11 protein-coding genes and 1 tRNA gene are annotated in these 16,167 nt (G+C 72.0%); 5 read left to right on the forward strand and 7 right to left on the reverse strand.

Translation table 11 applies throughout. The features are described 5' to 3' along the window. Nucleotides 1-51: 51 nt before the first annotated feature. The 3 genes from ACFWFR_RS02350 to ACFWFR_RS02360 form a co-directional block, all read right to left on the reverse strand. Nucleotides 52-3,897, reverse strand: coding sequence for a multifunctional oxoglutarate decarboxylase/oxoglutarate dehydrogenase thiamine pyrophosphate-binding subunit/dihydrolipoyllysine-residue succinyltransferase subunit (locus tag ACFWFR_RS02350; protein WP_377620931.1), 3,846 nt, complete (start codon nucleotides 3,895-3,897; stop codon nucleotides 52-54). Nucleotides 3,898-4,150: 253 nt separating this feature from the next. Then, the gene (locus ACFWFR_RS02355; RefSeq protein WP_191800038.1) at nucleotides 4,151-5,317 is read right to left on the reverse strand and encodes a cell wall metabolism sensor histidine kinase WalK; all 1,167 of its coding nucleotides are present in this window, start codon (nucleotides 5,315-5,317) and stop codon (nucleotides 4,151-4,153) included. Continuing rightward, nucleotides 5,314-6,078, reverse strand: a complete 765-nt coding sequence (locus tag ACFWFR_RS02360; protein WP_225219744.1) for a response regulator transcription factor — start codon at nucleotides 6,076-6,078, stop codon at nucleotides 5,314-5,316. Before ACFWFR_RS02360 ends, ACFWFR_RS02355 begins: the two co-directional genes overlap by 4 nt. A gap of 184 nt (nucleotides 6,079-6,262) precedes the next feature. On the opposite strand from ACFWFR_RS02360, the gene ACFWFR_RS02365 reads away from it, so the two are divergent. From ACFWFR_RS02365 to ACFWFR_RS02375, 3 genes are all read left to right on the forward strand, one after another. Further along, entirely contained in the window at nucleotides 6,263-7,744 is a 1,482-nt protein-coding gene (locus ACFWFR_RS02365; protein ID WP_377620933.1) for a hemolysin family protein, read from the forward strand. Next, nucleotides 7,741-8,835, forward strand: a complete 1,095-nt coding sequence (locus tag ACFWFR_RS02370) for a hemolysin family protein (protein ID WP_191800036.1) — start codon at nucleotides 7,741-7,743, stop codon at nucleotides 8,833-8,835. The genes ACFWFR_RS02365 and ACFWFR_RS02370 overlap by 4 nt, the downstream gene beginning before the upstream one ends. A gap of 202 nt (nucleotides 8,836-9,037) precedes the next feature. Beyond that, on the forward strand, nucleotides 9,038-9,832 hold the full coding sequence (locus ACFWFR_RS02375; RefSeq protein ID WP_191800034.1) for a M15 family metallopeptidase: 795 nt from the start codon (nucleotides 9,038-9,040) through the stop codon (nucleotides 9,830-9,832). A gap of 78 nt (nucleotides 9,833-9,910) precedes the next feature. On the opposite strand, the gene ACFWFR_RS02380 is transcribed toward ACFWFR_RS02375, so the two are convergent. Beyond that, on the reverse strand, nucleotides 9,911-11,611 hold the full coding sequence (locus ACFWFR_RS02380) for a sodium:proton antiporter (protein ID WP_191800032.1): 1,701 nt from the start codon (nucleotides 11,609-11,611) through the stop codon (nucleotides 9,911-9,913). 201 nt (nucleotides 11,612-11,812) lie between these two features. Between ACFWFR_RS02380 and ACFWFR_RS02385 the strand changes: the two genes are divergently transcribed. Continuing rightward, nucleotides 11,813-12,457 (forward strand): hypothetical protein, encoded by a 645-nt coding sequence (locus ACFWFR_RS02385; protein ID WP_318244294.1) that lies wholly within the window; start codon nucleotides 11,813-11,815, stop codon nucleotides 12,455-12,457. Between the two features lie 72 nt (nucleotides 12,458-12,529). Here the strand turns inward: ACFWFR_RS02385 and ACFWFR_RS02390 are convergent, their stop codons facing one another. From ACFWFR_RS02390 to ACFWFR_RS02400, 3 genes are all read right to left on the reverse strand, one after another. Further along, complete coding sequence (locus ACFWFR_RS02390) at nucleotides 12,530-13,156, reverse strand: CYTH domain-containing protein (protein WP_191800030.1); 627 nt, start codon at nucleotides 13,154-13,156, stop codon at nucleotides 12,530-12,532. 22 nt (nucleotides 13,157-13,178) lie between these two features. After that, nucleotides 13,179-14,342, reverse strand: coding sequence for a N(5)-(carboxyethyl)ornithine synthase (locus tag ACFWFR_RS02395; protein WP_377620936.1), 1,164 nt, complete (start codon nucleotides 14,340-14,342; stop codon nucleotides 13,179-13,181). A 147-nt stretch (nucleotides 14,343-14,489) separates the two neighbouring features. Further along, a tRNA-Arg gene (locus tag ACFWFR_RS02400) sits at nucleotides 14,490-14,562 on the reverse strand. 186 nt (nucleotides 14,563-14,748) lie between these two features. Here ACFWFR_RS02400 and ACFWFR_RS02405 point away from each other — a divergent pair. Further along, nucleotides 14,749-16,035: a CynX/NimT family MFS transporter gene (locus tag ACFWFR_RS02405; protein WP_377620938.1), complete on the forward strand. Its 1,287-nt coding sequence runs from the start codon at nucleotides 14,749-14,751 to the stop codon at nucleotides 16,033-16,035. The last annotated feature ends 132 nt before the right edge of the window (nucleotides 16,036-16,167 follow it).

The raw sequence follows: 16,167 nt of genomic DNA on the forward strand, positions 1-16,167 counted from the left end.
CCCCGTCGGGGGAGGCGGCCTTCGTCGTTCCGGCTCAGCGAGAGCGTCCGGTCAGCGGGCGAAGGCCTGCTCGAGGAGGACGGCCTGCTGGGCCTGGTGCTTCTTCGCGGTACCCGCAGCGGTGGACGCCGAGGCGGGCCGCGAGACGACACGCACGCGCGGCAGGTCCTCCGGCAGGTTCACGTGGATGAACGACCACGCGCCCTGGTTCTCCGGCTCGTCCTGGACCCACACGACGTCGGCCCCCGCGTACGTGGAGAGCTCCGTGCGGATGCCGTCCACGTCGAGCGGGTAGAGCTGCTCGAGGCGCACGATCGCCGTCTTGTCGTCACCACGCCTGGTCCGCTCGGCGAGCAGGTCGTAGTAGACGCGACCCGTGCAGAGCAGGACCCGGTCCACGTTCGCCGGGTTCACCGAGGCGTCCCCGATGACGGGCTCGAACGTGCCCGTCGTGAAGTCCTCGACCGCCGAGGCCGCTGCCTTGAGGCGCAGCAGCTGCTTGGGCGTGAAGACCACGAGCGGGCGGCGCGGGCGGGCGTACGCCTGCTGACGCAGCAGGTGGAAGTACGACGCGGGCGTGGAGGGCTGGGCGACCGTGAGGTTGTTCTCGGCGCACAGCTGGAGGAAACGCTCGATCCGGGCCGACGAGTGGTCCGGTCCCTGTCCCTCGTAGCCGTGCGGCAGGAGCATGACGACCGAGGAGTTCTGGCCCCACTTCTGCTCGGCCGAGGAGATGAACTCGTCGATGACGGTCTGGGCGCCGTTGACGAAGTCGCCGAACTGGGCCTCCCACAGCACCAGGGCGTCGGGACGCTCGACCGAGTAGCCGTACTCGAAACCGAGGGCCGCGTACTCGCTGAGCGAGGAGTCGTAGACCCAGAACTTCGCCTGGTCCGCCGACAGGTACAGCAGCGGGGTCCACTCGGCGCCGGTCTCGCGGTCGTGCAGCACCGCGTGACGCTGCACGAACGTGCCACGACGCGAGTCCTGCCCGGCCAGGCGCACCGGGGTGCCCTCGACCAGGAGCGAGCCGAACGCGAGCAGCTCGCCGTAGCCCCAGTCGATGCCGCCGTTCGCGGACATCTGGTGGCGCTTCTCGAGCAGCTGCGCGAGCTTGGGGTGGACCGTGAAGCCCTCGGGCGGCGCCACGTGGACCTGGCCGACACGCTCGATGACCGATTGGTCGATCGCGGTCTTCCAACCGACCATGGTGCCGGCGTCCTCGCGCTGGGACTCGGGACGCTCGAGGCCCGCGACGGGCTCCGAGGACGGCGACGGGGTGAAGCCGCCCTCCTTGGTCTCGGTGAACACGCGCTCGAGCTGGGCCTGGTAGTCCTGGAGGACGTGCTCCGCCTCTTCGAGCGTGATGTCGCCGCGAGCGACCAGGTTCTCGGTGTAGAGCTTGCGGACCGAGCGCTTGGCCTCGATGAGGTTGTACATGAGCGGCTGCGTCATCGAGGGGTCGTCGCCCTCGTTGTGACCGCGGCGGCGGTAGCAGATCATGTCGATGATCACGTCGCGGTCGAACTGCTCGCGGAACGCGAAGGCGAGCTCCGCGACGCGCACGCAGGCCTCGGGGTCGTCACCGTTCACGTGGAAGATCGGGACCTGGTAGCCCTTGGCGACGTCCGTCGAGTACAGCGTGGAGCGCGACGAGGACGGGCCCGTGGTGAAGCCGACCTGGTTGTTGATGATCACGTGGATGGTGCCACCGGTGCGGTAGCCGCGCAGCTGCGCGAGGTTCAGGACCTCGGGGACCACGCCCTGGCCCGCGAAGGCCGCGTCGCCGTGGATGAGGATCGGCAGCACGGAGAAGCCGTCGCCACCCAGGTCGATGCGGTCCTGCTTGGCGCGCACGATGCCCTCGAGCACCGGGTCGACCGCCTCGAGGTGCGAGGGGTTCGCCGCGAGGTAGACGCGCGTCTGCGCACCCGACTCGGCCGAGAACGTGCCCTCGGTGCCGAGGTGGTACTTGACGTCACCCGAGCCCTGGACGCTCTTGGGGTCCTGGTTGCCCTCGAACTCCGCGAAGATCTGCGCGTAGCTCTTGCCGGCGATGTTCGCCAGGACGTTGAGGCGACCGCGGTGGGCCATGCCGATGCAGACCTCGTCCAGGCCGCCGTCGGCAGCCTTGGACAGGACGGCGTCGAGCAGCGGGATGACGGACTCGCCGCCCTCGAGCGAGAAGCGCTTCTGGCCGACGAACTTGGTCTGCAGGAACGTCTCGAACGCCTCTGCCGAGTTCAGGCGGCGCAGGATGCGCAGCTGGTCCTCGCGGGGCGTGCGGGCGTAGCCCGACTCGAGGCGCTCCTGGAGCCAACGGCGCTGGGCGCGGTCGGCCAGGTGCATGTACTCGATGCCGATCGATCGGCAGTAGGAGTCGCGCAGCAGGCCGAGGATGTCGCGCAGCGTGGACTTCGTCTTGCCGCCGAACCCGCCGGTCGGGAAGGTGCGGTCCAGGTCCCACAACGTGAGGTCGTGCGTCTGCACGTCCAGGTCGGGGTGCTTGCGCTGACGGTAGGCGAGCGGGTCGGTGTCGGCCATGAGGTGGCCGCGCGAGCGGAACGAGTGGATGAGCTCGGCGATCTTGGCGGGCTTGGCCGCCTCGATCTCGGCGTCCGTCGTGTTGTCGCGGGTCCAGCGGACCGGCTCGTAGGGGATCCGCAGGGCGGCGAAGACGCGGTCGTAGAACCCGTCCTCACCGATCAGCTTGGTCCCGAGGATGCGCAGGAACTCACCGGACTGCGCGCCCTGGATGATGCGGTGGTCGTAGGTCGAGGTGATCGTCAGGACCTTCGAGACGCCCAGGCGGGCGAGCTGCTCGACCGAGGCGCCCGCGAACTCCGCGGGGTAGTCCATGGCGCCGACGCCGATGATGGTGCCCTGACCCTGCATGAGGCGGGGGACCGAGTGCACGGTCCCGATCCCGCCCGGGTTGGTCAGCGAGATCGTGGTGCCCGCGAAGTCGTCGACCGTGAGCTTGTTGCCGCGGGCCCGGCGCACGAGGTCCTCGTAGGCGGCCCAGAACTGCGTGAAGTCCATCTGCTCGGCGCTCTTGACGCTCGGCACGAGGAGCTGGCGGGTGCCGTCCGGCTTGGCGAGGTCGATCGCGAGACCGAAGTTGACGTGCGCGGGGTTCTTGACCGCCGGCTTGCCGTCGATCTGCGTGTAGCTCGCGTTCATCGCGGGCATCTCGGTCAGCGCCTCGACGAGCGCGAAGCCGATCAGGTGCGTGAACGAGATCTTGCCGCCGCGCCCGCGGGCGAGGTGGTTGTTGATGACGATGCGGTTGTCGACCATGAGCTTGGCCGGCACGGCGCGCACCGAGGTCGCCGTGGGGACCTCGAGGCTGGCTTCCATGTTGACCACGACGCGGGCGGCCGGGCCGCGCAGCTTCTGCACGTCGTCGCCGGTCTCCGGCGAGTCGGAGCGGGACGGCGCGGTGGCGACCGCTGCGTACGGTGCGGTCGCAGGCTGTGCCGTGGCGACCGGGCGCGTGGCCTTGATCGCGGCGATCGCCGCGTTGACGGTCGGGTCCGCGGGGACGACGGGCGACCTGCGTCGCTGTGCCGACTCACCGGCGGCGGAGCCGTCGGTCGCGGGGGTCGGGATCGCTGCGGCGACCGGCGGCGCTGCCGGGGCCTTCGCGGGGATCTGGACGGCGGGAGCCGGGCCGTCGGCGGCGGGAGCCGGCGCACCGTTCACGGGAGCGGGGCTCCCGTTCGCCTCGGGCGACTTCTCCCCAGGACGGTAGTCCGCGAAGAAGTCCCACCACGCGGGGTCGACCGCGTTCTTGTCCTGGAGGTATTGCTCGTACAGCTCGTCGACAAGCCATTCGTTGGCGCCGAACACAGAACTAGCTGCGCTGATCGACTCTGACTCAGCCTTCGGGGACACGCGAGGATCGCCCACTTTCACCACTGATCGTCATTGGATACCGGGTACCTAGTCGGCACCGGACCCGTCAAGCCTAGGCCCTCGGGAGTGGTGTTGGGCGCCCCTGGACCCCAGTCGGCGCAAGGCGTCCGGTCGTTCTTCACCGGATGTCTACCTGAGGCAAACGGGGGGCAACGACGACCTGTTCACCGGCCAAAGACGAGGCCGGTTAGGCCATCGCCGGGTATGTATCGCGACCAGTGTGACGAAGGTCTCACTTGCCGGCGACGGGCCCGTGGTCGTCGTCGGCGTCGCGTCCAGGGGTGCGGGGCTCGCCCAGCGCGGTGCCCAGGATCTCGGGCAGGTCGTCTGGGAGGCCCGTCGTGTGCGGGTGGGAGGTGGCAGGGAACGTCAGGCGCATGGTCGCCCCCTGCTGCGAGTCGGCGACCTCGATCCGGCCGCCGTGCAGGTCCACGGCCCAGCGGACGATCGCGAGGCCGATCCCGGTCCCGCCCGTCGACGTGTGACCGTGCGAGGGGGCGTTGCCGCGCGCGAACCGCTCGAAGATCCGCTCGCGGTCCTTCTTCGCGATGCCGGGCCCCTGGTCGATGACCTCGATGACGACGTCGTCGTCCACGGGGTAGGCCTCGAGCCGGATCTCGCCGTTCTGCGGGGAGTGGCGGATCGCGTTCTGGAGGAGGTTCGTGACGATCTGGCGCAGCCGCTCGGGGTCGGCCGGGAGCGTCAGGTCCTCGGGCGTCACGTCGATCACGTACTGGAGGTGCTTGCCGGCCTCGACCATGGAGACCGCGTCGGCGTTCTCCTCGAGGAAGTCGCCGAGCGGGACGTCCTGGATGTTGAGCGCCGCGGCTCCGGCCTCGATCCGGGACAGGTCGAGCAGGTAGGTCACGAGCCGGGTCAGGCGCTCGGTCTGCGCGAGAGCCATCTCCATGGTCGCGGGGTTCGCCTCGCTCACGCCGTCGACCACGTTCTCGAGCTGGGCCTGGAGTGCCGCGATGGGGGTCCGCAGCTCGTGCGACACGTTGGCGATGAGCTCGCGCCGCATCTGGTCGGACGAGGCGAGGTCCTCGGCCATGATGTTGAACGCGACCGCGAGCTGGCCCACCTCGTCGCGGCTCGTGGCCCGCACGCGGCGCGTGTAGTCGCCGTCGGCCATCGAGCGTGCCGCGGCCGTCATCTCCCGCAGGGGCGAGGTCATGCCGCGCGCCAGGATCTGGGTGAGCAGGAGCGACAGCACGATCGCGAGCGGGAACGTCCGCGTGGGGCCGAGCTTGTTCTGCTGGCCCAGCCACGTGATGAGGACGGCCAGCGTGACGGTCGCGAAGACGAGGACGCCGAGCTTGATCTTCAGCGACCGGAACGAGTCGAGGGGCCGGACGTCCGGGAGGTGGGGGCGCAGGGTCCGGGGTCCGGAGGTCACGCGACCGGGGGCTCGAACGCGTAGCCGACGCCGTGGACCGTTCGGATCAGGTCCGGGCCGAGCTTGCGGCGCAGGGCCTTGATGTGGGAGTCGACCGTGCGGGTCCCGCTCGCGTCGGCCCAGTCCCAGACCTCGGCGAGGAGGCGCTCGCGCGTCAGGACGGTCTTGGGGGAGCTGGCGAGCATGACGAGCAGCTCGAACTCGGTGGGGGTCAGGTGGACCTCCTCGCCAGCCCGGTGCACGCGCCGCTGGGCGCGGTCGATCACGACGTCGCCCACGACCATGGGCGGGTCCGTGGGGGTCGACGTGGCGGCCTGGGCCGCGCGGTCCACGCGCCGCAGGAGCGCCTTGACCCGGGCGACCAGCTCGCGCATCGAGAAGGGCTTGGTCATGTAGTCGTCGGCCCCCACGCCGAGCCCGATCAGCATGTCGGTCTCGTCGTCGCGTGCGGTGAGCATGAGGATCGGCACGGGCTGCTCGGCCTGGATGCGGCGCGTGACCTCGAGCCCGTCGATGCCCGGGAGCATGACGTCGAGCACGATCACGTCCGGGCGCAGGCGGGTCGCCGCCTCGACCCCCGAGAGACCGTCGCGCGCCACCTCGACGCGCCAGCCCTCGGCGCTCAGCCGCTGGGCGATCGCGGTGGCGATCGCCGGCTCGTCCTCGACGACGAGGATGTTCGCGGCCTGCTGCGCGGGCGTACCCGCAGGTCCGGCCCCGCTCGTCGCGCCGCTGCCGGTGGGGAATGCGCTGGCTGTCATGGCACCAGCGTGGCACAAACCGGCCGGTGATGGTCGGAGGTCGCGGCGAGACCGGGGGATGTCGGGCGCCCGTCCCCGTCTCGAGGGCCGGTACCGGGTGCGCTTTCCGGATGGACGGCGGCCCGACGGCGGATAACATCGTTGCCACGATGAAGAGCAAACCCCGATATCTGTGGAGCACCCCGTGGTAGGCGACTGGTTGATGGTCGCGCTGGGGGTGCTCCTGACCGCAGGGACCGCCGTCTTCGTGGCGAGCGAGTTCGCCCTCGTCACCCTGGACCCCGCCGTGCTGTCCAAGAGCGGTGACGGGGAAGGGGACAGCGAGGGGGCCACGGCCGCCGAGGCGCGCAGCAGCCGGCGCGACCGCAGCGTCCGGGCCGGCCTCAAGCACCTGTCGACCGAGCTGTCCTCGGCACAGGTCGGCATCACCATCACCACGATCCTGCTCGGCTACACGGCGCAGCCCGCGCTGGCGAACCTGATCGGCGACGCGCTGGGGAGCACTGCGCTCGGCGCCGGCGCTGCCACGGTCCTCGCCGTGGTCCTCGCGCTGGTGGTCGTCAACCTCTTCTCGATGCTGTTCGGCGAGCTCATCCCCAAGAACTTCGCGCTCTCGCTCCCGTACCAGACCGCGCGGCAGGTCGTCCCGGTCCAGCGCCAGTTCACCAAGCTCTTCCGGCCCGTCATCTCGGTGCTCAACGGGTCGGCCAACGCGATCCTGCGTCGTCTGGGGGTCGAGCCGCGCGAGGAGCTGTCGGGCGCCCGGTCGGCCTCCGAGCTCGCTGCGCTCGTCAAGCGCTCCGCCCAGGAGGGCACCCTGAACACGTCGGTCGCCACGCTCCTGACCAACTCGATCGAGCTCGACGAGCTCAGTGCCGTCGACGTCATGACGGACCGCATGCGCATGGTCGTGCTGCGCCGCGAGGACACGGCCGAGGACGTCGTGGCCCTGGCCCGCACCTCGGGGCACTCGCGCTTCCCGGTGATCGGGGAGGACCGCGACGACGTCGTCGGGCTGGTGCACCTGCGCCGCGCGATCGGCGTGCCGCACGAGCGTCGCTCCGAGGTCCCCGCGGCCGCGCTCATGGTCGACGCGCCGCGCGTCCCGGAGACCGTCGCGCTGGGCCCGCTGCTGGTCGAGCTGCGCGGCTTCGGCCTGCAGATGGCCGTGGTCGTCGACGAGTACGGCGGCACCTCGGGCGTGGTGACGCTCGAGGACGTCGTCGAGGAGCTGGTCGGCGACGTCGCGGACGAGCACGACCCGCGGCGGGCGGGGGTGGCGCGCAGCGCGGACGGCTCGTGGATCGTGCCCGGTGTCCTGCGGCCCGACGAGCTCGTCGAGTCGACGGGGCTCGAGGTCCCCGAGGACGGTGCCTACGAGACGCTCGGCGGCCTCGTCATGGCCGACCTCGGGCGGGTGCCCGTGGCCGGCGACGAGGTCCGCGCGGGCGGCGTGGTGCTGCGGGTCGAGGCCATGGAGGGGCGACGCGTCGAGCGTCTGCGGGTCCGGCTCGAGTCGCCCGACGGCGACTCCGACGACGTGACCGCGCAGGGGCCCGGGAGCGAGCGGCCGAGCACGACCCGCTGGCCTGCTCCCGAGCGACCGCCGGGCGCGCGCCCGCGCTCGGGTGAGCAGGGCTCCGAACCTGCCGGAGGTGCACGATGAGCACGACCGCAGCACTGATCCTCGCCGTCGTCCTCCTGGCGGCCAACGCGTTCTTCGTGGGCGCGGAGTTCGCCATCCTCTCGGCCCGTCGCAGCTCGATCGAGCCGCTCGCCGCGCAGGGCAACCGGCGTGCCCAGACGGTCCTGTGGGCCATGGAGCACGTCTCGCTCATGCTCGCGTGCGCCCAGCTAGGCGTCACGGTCTGCTCCGTGGGCCTGGGTGTGGTCGCGGAGCCCGCGGTCGCGCACCTTCTCGAGGTGCCGCTGCACGCGCTCGGCGTGAGCCAGGCGTTCGTCCACCCGATCGCGTTCGTGGTCGCGCTCGCGATCGTCGTCTACCTGCACGTGGTCCTGGGCGAGATGGTCCCCAAGAACCTCGCGGTCGCCGGGCCGGAGAAGGCCGTCATGTGGTTCGGCCCGCCGCTCGTGGTCCTGGGGCGTGTCCTCAAGCCCATCATCGTCGCGCTCAACTGGCTCGCGAACCACGTGGTCCGCTGGGCCGGGGTCGAGCCCAAGGACGAGGTCGCGTCGGTCTTCACGGCCGAGGAGGTCCAGTCGATCGTCGAGCACTCGCAGGCCGAGGGCCTGCTGCGCGACGAGCAGGGGCTGCTCTCGGGCGCCATCGAGTTCTCGGAGCGCACGGCCGCGGAGGTCATGGTCCCGGTCGACCGGCTCGTGACCGTGGTCGAGGGCTGCACGCCCGACGAGATCGAGCGCCTGGTCGCGAAGACCGGTTTCAGCCGGTTCCCCGTGGCCGACGCACGGGGCGAGCTGGTCGGGTACCTGCACCTCAAGGACGTGCTCTACGCGAGCGGCGAGGACCGGTTCCGGCCGGTCCCGTCCTGGCGCGTGCGTGCGCTCGCGACGGCCGAGCCGGGCGACGAGATCGAGGACGCGCTGCGCGCCATGCAGCAGTCGGGGGCGCACCTGGCCCGCGTGGACACGGTCCCGGTCCAGGGTTCCACGGGCGCGGTGCCCGACGACGGCACGACCGCGGGTGCGCAGGGAGCCGTGGGGGTGGTCTTCCTCGAGGACATCCTCGAGGAGCTCGTGGGCGAGGTGCGGGACGCGATGCAGCGCCGCGTGCACTGAGCGGCGCCGTACGAGGCCCTGAACTGGGGACTTGGTTTCGCTGTCACCCCCCGTTATTGTTTCGTTGCTTCGCTCGTACGGTTCCTCCCGCGACGGGAGGGTCGTCCGGTCTGCGAGGCAGAGCGCGGTCCACGCGCTCGTCGGCCCTGGTCGTCAGGGGTCGCCTGCGGGCGACCGGACGGTCGCTCGGAGTGGAGGCTTGGTGGAGTCGTCGTCCTCGACCTCCGAGTCACGCCGCGCCCGACGCGAGGCGGAGACCGGGCACAAGGGCCGTCGTCGGGCCGAGGTCCCCTCCCACCAGCGCTGGGCGCCCCGCATGGCCGTCCTCGGGACCCTGGCGGTCGCGACGATCGCCATGCCGCTCTCTGCGGGGGCGCAGGACGGTCCCCTGACTCCCTACGCCCCGGACGGCAAGCCCGTCGGGCCCACGGCGCTGGACCTGGTGAGCGCTCCGGTCGCGGCCGAGCCCACGTCCGAGTACGTGGCGTCGGCGCCCAAGATCGAGGGCCGCGCCCAGGCCGCGAGCCGTTCGGTCGAGCGCGCGCCGCTCCCGAACTGCGACCCGAGCATCGAGGTCACGAGCAGCAACGGCAAGCTCACGGGGCACGAGCTGTGCGACCTGTGGCAGGCGGGCGAGTCGCTGCGTCCGGACGCCGCGGTCGCGCTGTCCGCCATGAACGAGTCGTTCCGCGCGACGTTCGGCCGGGACATCTGCCTCGTGTCGAGCTATCGGACCCTGGCGTCCCAGGTCTCGCTCAAGGGCACGCGGGGCGGCTTCGCGGCCAAGCCGGGCACGTCGTTCCACGGCTGGGGCCTGGCGATCGACCTGTGCTCGACCGAGACGGGCAACCGGGAGGTCTACTCCTGGATCAACAAGAACGGCGAGCTGTACGGCTGGGCCAACCCCTCGTGGGCCAAGCGCGGCGGCGGCGGAGCGTACGAGCCGTGGCACTTCGAGTTCACCGAGGGTGTCGTCGCGCTCGGCGGCCTCACCTGAGCCGTCCCGCCTGAGCCGTCCCGCCTGAGCTGCGCGTGCCGTGTGCCTGCGCGGGCCCGCCCGCCCGCGTGCGGGCCGTCAGATCCGGTTGACCCACGACTCGGCCAGCGCCTCGGCCTCGATGTCCAGCTCGCGCAGGATCCTGCGCATCACGGCCTCGTTGAGTCGACCCGCGTCCCGTTCGTCGACGAGCACCTGACGCTGGGCCCTGTTCATGTCGGCGCGCAGCGCGTTGAGCCGGCGCAGGTCCTCCGAACCGTCGCCGGGCCGGGCCACGGGGTAGGCGCGACCGCCCGTGGGGTGGGCGCGGACCGGGACCTGCTCGACCGGCTCCTCGGCCTCGGACTCGGGGGAGAGCAGCCGGGCCGCGGCCTGGGCGCGGCCCAGGATCGCGGCGGACATGGCCGCACGGGTCGCCTCGGCCTTCTCCTCGCCGATCGCGGGTGCCCATGCCTTCGTGGCGCGCGAGATGGCCTCGGCCTGGGCCTCGGCCATGAGGCGGCGGACGCGCGCCTCCTCCGCGGCGTCGCTCGCGGCCTCGTCCTCCCCGCCGACCCCGAGCCTCCGGATGACCCAGGGGAGGGTCACGCCCTGGAGCAGGAGGGTGCCGATCGCGACCGTGAAGGCCGCGAGCTGGATCGTGGCACGGCCGGGGAACTCGGCGCCTCCGAGCGTCACGGGGATGGCGGCCGCGGCGGCGAGCGTCACGACGCCGCGCATCCCTGCCGCCGACACCACGAGCGACTCGCGCCAGCCGAGCTCGTCGGCCCGGGAGCGTTTGGACCCGGGCAGGTGCACGCGGTCGAGCCAGGACGTGGCGAACACGTACACGGGACGGATCGCCATGGTGACCGCGAGGGCGGCGAGGGACACCCAGACGGCCGTGCGGAGCCCCTCGTCGGACGTCACGACCGTCTCGACCACGAACTTGAGCTGGAGGCCGATGAGCGCGAACGTGATGGCCTCGAGCAGCAGGTCGAGGCTGTCCCACAGCGGCTCCTCGACGAGACGGGTCTCGTAGCCCGCGGTCGGCGCGGTGTGCCCCAGGTAGAGGCCCGCAGCCACGACCGCGAGCACGCCCGAGCCGCTGAGCTCCTCGGCGATCCAGTAGGCCGCGAACGGGAGGATGATGCCCGCGACGCTCGTCAGGAGCGGGTCGGCGAGCCGGAGCCGGGCGGCGTGCATGCCGATGCCCATGACGAGCCCGATCCCCACCCCGACGACGACCGCGAGCGCGAAGACCCCGATGCCCTCGGTCCAGACCCAGGCTCCCGTCGCGACGCCCGCGAGGGCGACCTTGTAGAGCGTGAGCGAGGTCGCGTCGTTGATGAGGCTCTCGCCGCCCAGGAGCGTCATGACGCGGCGGGGCAGACCGAGCCGCCGGCCGACCGCGGCGGCCGAGACCGCGTCGGGCGGGGCGACCACGGCGCCCAGGACGAGCGCCGCGGCGAACGGGAGGTCGGGGAGCAGGATCGTCGCGACCCAGGCCACGGCGAGCGCCGTGACGACCACGAGCCCGACGCCCAGGCGCACGATCGCGTTGAGCGACGTGCGGAAGTCCTGGTACGAGCTCCCGTTGGCCGCCGAGAAGAGCAGCGGCGGGAGGATGATGCCCAGCAGCACCTCGGGGGCCAGCTCGATGTGGGGGACCACGGGGATCAGGGAGACGCCCAGGCCCACCACGACGAGCAGGAGGGGAGCGGGCAGGTCCCAGTGCCGCGCGACGGCCGTGACGGCCAGGGCACCGGTGATGACCAGGAGTACGACGGCCTCGTCCATGCCCTGCATTCTCCGCCCGGGTGGCCGGGGAGGCGCGGGGGACGGCCCGACGGCGTGTCCCCGCCGGTCCCGCACCGAGCCGGAGTGTCAACTGCCTCTTGACAGGGCGGCGGTGTCAAGCCAGGGTTGACACATGGTGAACAGGCGAGCAGTAGGCAAGACCGGCGCTCCGGCGTCGGGCATCGACGAGAGTCGCGCACGGTGAGCGGCGCACCCGCCTGGGGCAGCCTCGAACCGCGCGACCACCGGTCGCTCGACGACCTGCTCGCCGAGGCCGTGGCGGCCGCGGACCCCGGGATTGGCGACCGCATCGCGACCCAGCCCGCCGCGCACCTCGAGCTCGTGGCCCTCACGGCCCGTGCCCACCTCGCGACCGAGGAGCTGCTCGCGACGGCCGTGTCGTCGGCCCGCTCCGCCGGGCACAGCTGGGAGGCCGTCGGGACCGCCCTCGGCATCACGCGACAGGCGGCCCAGCAGCGGTTCGGGCGACCCACAGGGCCCGGCGACGGAGCGCCCGGCCTCGTGGGCGACCTGATCGCCGGGGCCGTCCCCGGAGACACCCGGACCCTGGCCCCCGTCACGGCCGTGACCGAGATGGCCGCGCTCGAGGCCTACGGGCGGCACGGGTGGCGCTCGATCGGGTTCGGTGCGGCGTTCCACACCATCGAGCGGACCACCCAGCAGTGGGAGCACAAGCGCGTCTACGTCCTGGGGGCGAGCAGGTTCGGGCTCGAGGCCGAGGGGTGGGAGCGGATCGGGACCTGGTTCCCGTGGGTCTACTACGCGCGTGGCCTGGGGACCGCGCCCGTCGGCGACCGCGGACCGGTCGCGGACGACGCGCCCTGAGCGGCGAGGGGCCGTGCACGGGCCGCGCTCGCCCCGTGCACGGCCCGTCCGCTGTCGCCCTGGCCTGCCCGGCTACTCGCCGGGCAGGCGTGCGTTGTGCCCGAAGTCCTGGCGGAAGCGCGGCCCGGACACCGCGAGCTCCGCGGCGAACGAGGCCGCCCACCCCGAGTACGGGGTGTGCGAGAGGTAGTCGTTGGAGAAGCGGCGGTCGTCGGTGATCTCGGTGAGGCAGAACGACGGGATCTGCAGGTCCACGACCGGTCCCGAGCGCTCGCACTCCGCGATGACCAGCGGGTGGTTGGCCCCGCCGAACACGTCGATGACCCAGCCGTCCGCTCCCAGCCACGCCGAGTAGCGGGTCTTGACGATGCGACCGCCCCCGCGCCGGATCATCTCGACCCCGACGTTGACGTCGATCTCGCGCTCGGCCTCGTACCGGGTGCCGCCGTTCGTGGGGCCCTTGACCGTGAGCGCGCAGAAGTCGAACGTGTGCTCGTCCAGGACGTGCAGCGGAGACGTGCCCGCTGCGAGCGTCGCGTCGGTCGCGCTCGCCTGGACCCGCAGGCGCATCGCGTAGCCGTCCTGCGCCAGGAAGTAGCTCTGCACGATCAGGGCAGGCGCGTCGAGCAGGTCGACCGGGACGTCCTTCACGAGGAAGCGACGCTCGAACTCGAAGTCTCCGTTACCGCCGTCGGTCATGGGACATACCGTACGCGCTCGCTCACGCGGGGTCCGCGACCGGCAGGTGCGGGTAGGCGGCCTCGCGGTGCTGGAACTCGAGCACCGCAGGGTTGAGCACGACCCCGTCGCGGATCTCGATCGCGCGGCGGACCGTCTCGTTCTCGTCCCAGCCCGCGGGTCCGGCCATGACCGCCGGGAGGAACGGCAGCACGGCAGAGCTGATCTCCCAGGTCGCCGAGTTCCACAGGTAGGACGGGCTGTGGTCCACCGCGTAGTAGTTGATGCTCTCGCCGACGGTGACCAGCGGCTCGGCGAACGTCGTGGAGCGCGCCCAGTCGAACGCCATGCCGTCGTCGCACGAGACGTCGACGATCAGGCTGCCGGGCCGGAAGGCGCCCAGGTCCTCGGTGCGCAGGTACAGCAGGGGCGCGTTGGGGTCCTGGAGCGTGCAGTTGACGACGATGTCGCTCTCGGCGAGGAACGGCGCGAGCGGGAGGCGGCCCTCGTCGGTGATGACCTCGCTCAGGTACGGCTCGTCGTCGTGGTCGAACTGGACGATCTGCGCCGAGTGGATGGGCGCGGCGACCGCGGCGACCCGGCGGTTGGTCAGCACGCGGACGTCGTGGATGCCGTGCGCGTTGAGCGCCGTGACGGCCCCGCGCGCCGTGGCGCCGAACCCGATCACGACCGCGGTCAGGCGCCGGCCGTAGTCGCCCGTCGAGCCGCACAGCTCGAGCGCGTGCAGCACCGAGCAGTAGCCGGCCATCTCGTTGTTCTTGTGGAAGACGTGCAGGCCGAACCCGCCGTCGGCCGCCCAGTGGTGCATGGCCTCGAACGCGACGAGCGTGAGCCTCTTGTCGATCGCGAGCTGCGTCAGCTCACGGTCCTGGACGCAGTGCGGCCAGCCCCACAGGGTCTGGCCGGGTCGCAGGTCCTCCAGGTCCTCGAGCTGCGGCTTGGGCAGCAGGACCACGTCGGCGGCCTCGACGACCTCGGCGCGCGTGCCCAGCGCTCGCACCCAGGGCGCGATCTGCTCGTCGCTCACCCCGAAGCGCTCGCCGTAGCCGCGCTCGACGACGATCCGGGCCCGCAGCTCGGGCGCGATCCGTTCGAGGTGGTCCGGGTGGAGGGGGAGCCTGCGCTCGTCGGGCTTCCGTGACGCTCCGAGGAGGCCCAGGATGGAGTCGTTCGATGCTGTTGTCACGCTTGTCCCGTCAACGAGACCACGGTGGCCCAGTAGTGCGGACGTTACACGGGTGCCGGCGGGGCAGGGACCACCCGGGTGGTGGGCTGGGTGGTCCCGGGCACGACGAAGCCCCCGGACCCGAGGGTCCAGGGGCTTGGTCTGCGGTGCCCTCGATAGGACTCGAACCTACGACCTTCTGCTCCGGAGGCAGACGCTCTATCCACTGAGCTACGAGGGCAACATGCGTTCGCTCTGACGAGCATCCGGCACGGTGCACGAGACTACCAGCCTCCGGCGGGTTCGTGCTCCCACCTGCCCGGATCTGCAGGTTCTGCCCGCCCGTCAGGGTGGGGTGACCGGACTCACCTCCCCAGGAGCCCCCTCAGGACGGATGCCCGGGGCGACCGGTGCGTACCCTCCTTGAGTGGATCGCCAGGACTCGAGCTCGACCCCCGACAGCACCCTCCGGCCGTGGAGAGGTCGGTTCGTCGTCCTCGCCGGGATCGTCCTCGCCGCGTTCAACCTGCGGATCGCCGTCGCCGCGGTCTCCCCGATCCTCGACGTCGTCCGGGTCGACATCGACCTGAGCGACCAGCTCGCGGGGCTGCTCGGCACGGTCCCCGTGATCGCGTTCGCCGTCTTCGGCTCGCTCGTGCCCGCTCTCTCCCGCCGGTTCGGGCTCGAGCCCACGCTCGTCGCAGCGCTCCTGATCAGCGCGGTCGGCGAGATCCTGCGCTCCGTCTCGACGTCGGCCCCCGGCTTCCTCGTGTGGACCGCGGTGGCGCTCGCGGGCATGGGCATGGGCAACGTGCTGCTCCCGCCGCTCGTCAAGAGGTACTTCCCCGACCGCATCGGGGCCGTGACCGCCGCCTACACCGTGACGCTCTCGCTGAGCACCGCGATCCCGCCCCTCCTCGTGGTCGGCATGGCGTCCTCCCTGGGCTGGCGTCCGGCACTGGGCGGGTGGGCGCTCGTGGGGCTGCTCGCGGCCGTGCCGTGGACCGTCGTCATCGCGCGCTCGGCGCGCGCCCGGGCCGAGCTCGCGTCGGTGCTCGAGCACTCGCCCGAGCACACCGTGGGCCTCGACGGGCGCCACCGCCACGAGGGTCGCGCCTGGCGCAGCCCGCTCGCGTGGGGCATCGCGGTCATGTTCGGGCTCAACTCGCTCAACACCTACGTGATGTTCGCGTGGCTGCCGCACGTCCTGATCGACTCGGGCATGTCCGAGCCCGTCGCGGCGAGCGCGCTCGCGCTCTACGCGTTCGTCGGCATGCCCATGTCGATCGTCACGCCGCTGCTCGCGGCCCGGATGCGCAACCCGTACCTGCTGGTCGTGCTCTTCGTCGCGATGCTCGCGGTCGGCTACGCCGGGCTCATGGGGGTCCAGGCCGGTCCCGCCACGTGGGTGTGGGTCGTCCTCGCGGGGCTCGGGGCGTCGACGTTCCCGCTGGGCCTCGCGCTCATCAACCTGCGCAGCCGCACCTCGGCCGGGGCCGTCGCGCTGTCCGGGTTCGTGCAGGGCGTCGGCTACCTCGTCGCGGGGGCCGGGCCGCTGACCGCGGGGATCCTCTACGGGCGCAGCGGGACGTGGACCAGCACGTTCGTCTTCCTGTTCGGCACGCTCGTGGTGATCCTCGTCGCCGCGGTCGCGGGCTGCCGCCCGTCGATGATCGAGGACTCGTGGGGACGCAGGGCGCGCACGGGGGAGTGACGCCCCGGGAGGCCCACGACGCGCGGCGGGCGACGCCGTCGGGCCGGTGGGACGGGGCAGCGCGGCGACGCCGCAGCACGCACCCGTGGCCGCCCGACCGCCCGCCGCGGACGGCGACGCAAAGCCCTGGCG

Origin of the sequence: Oerskovia sp. NPDC060287, from assembly GCF_042726775.1 — a bacterium.
Lineage (GTDB): Bacteria > Actinomycetota > Actinomycetes > Actinomycetales > Cellulomonadaceae > Oerskovia > Oerskovia merdavium.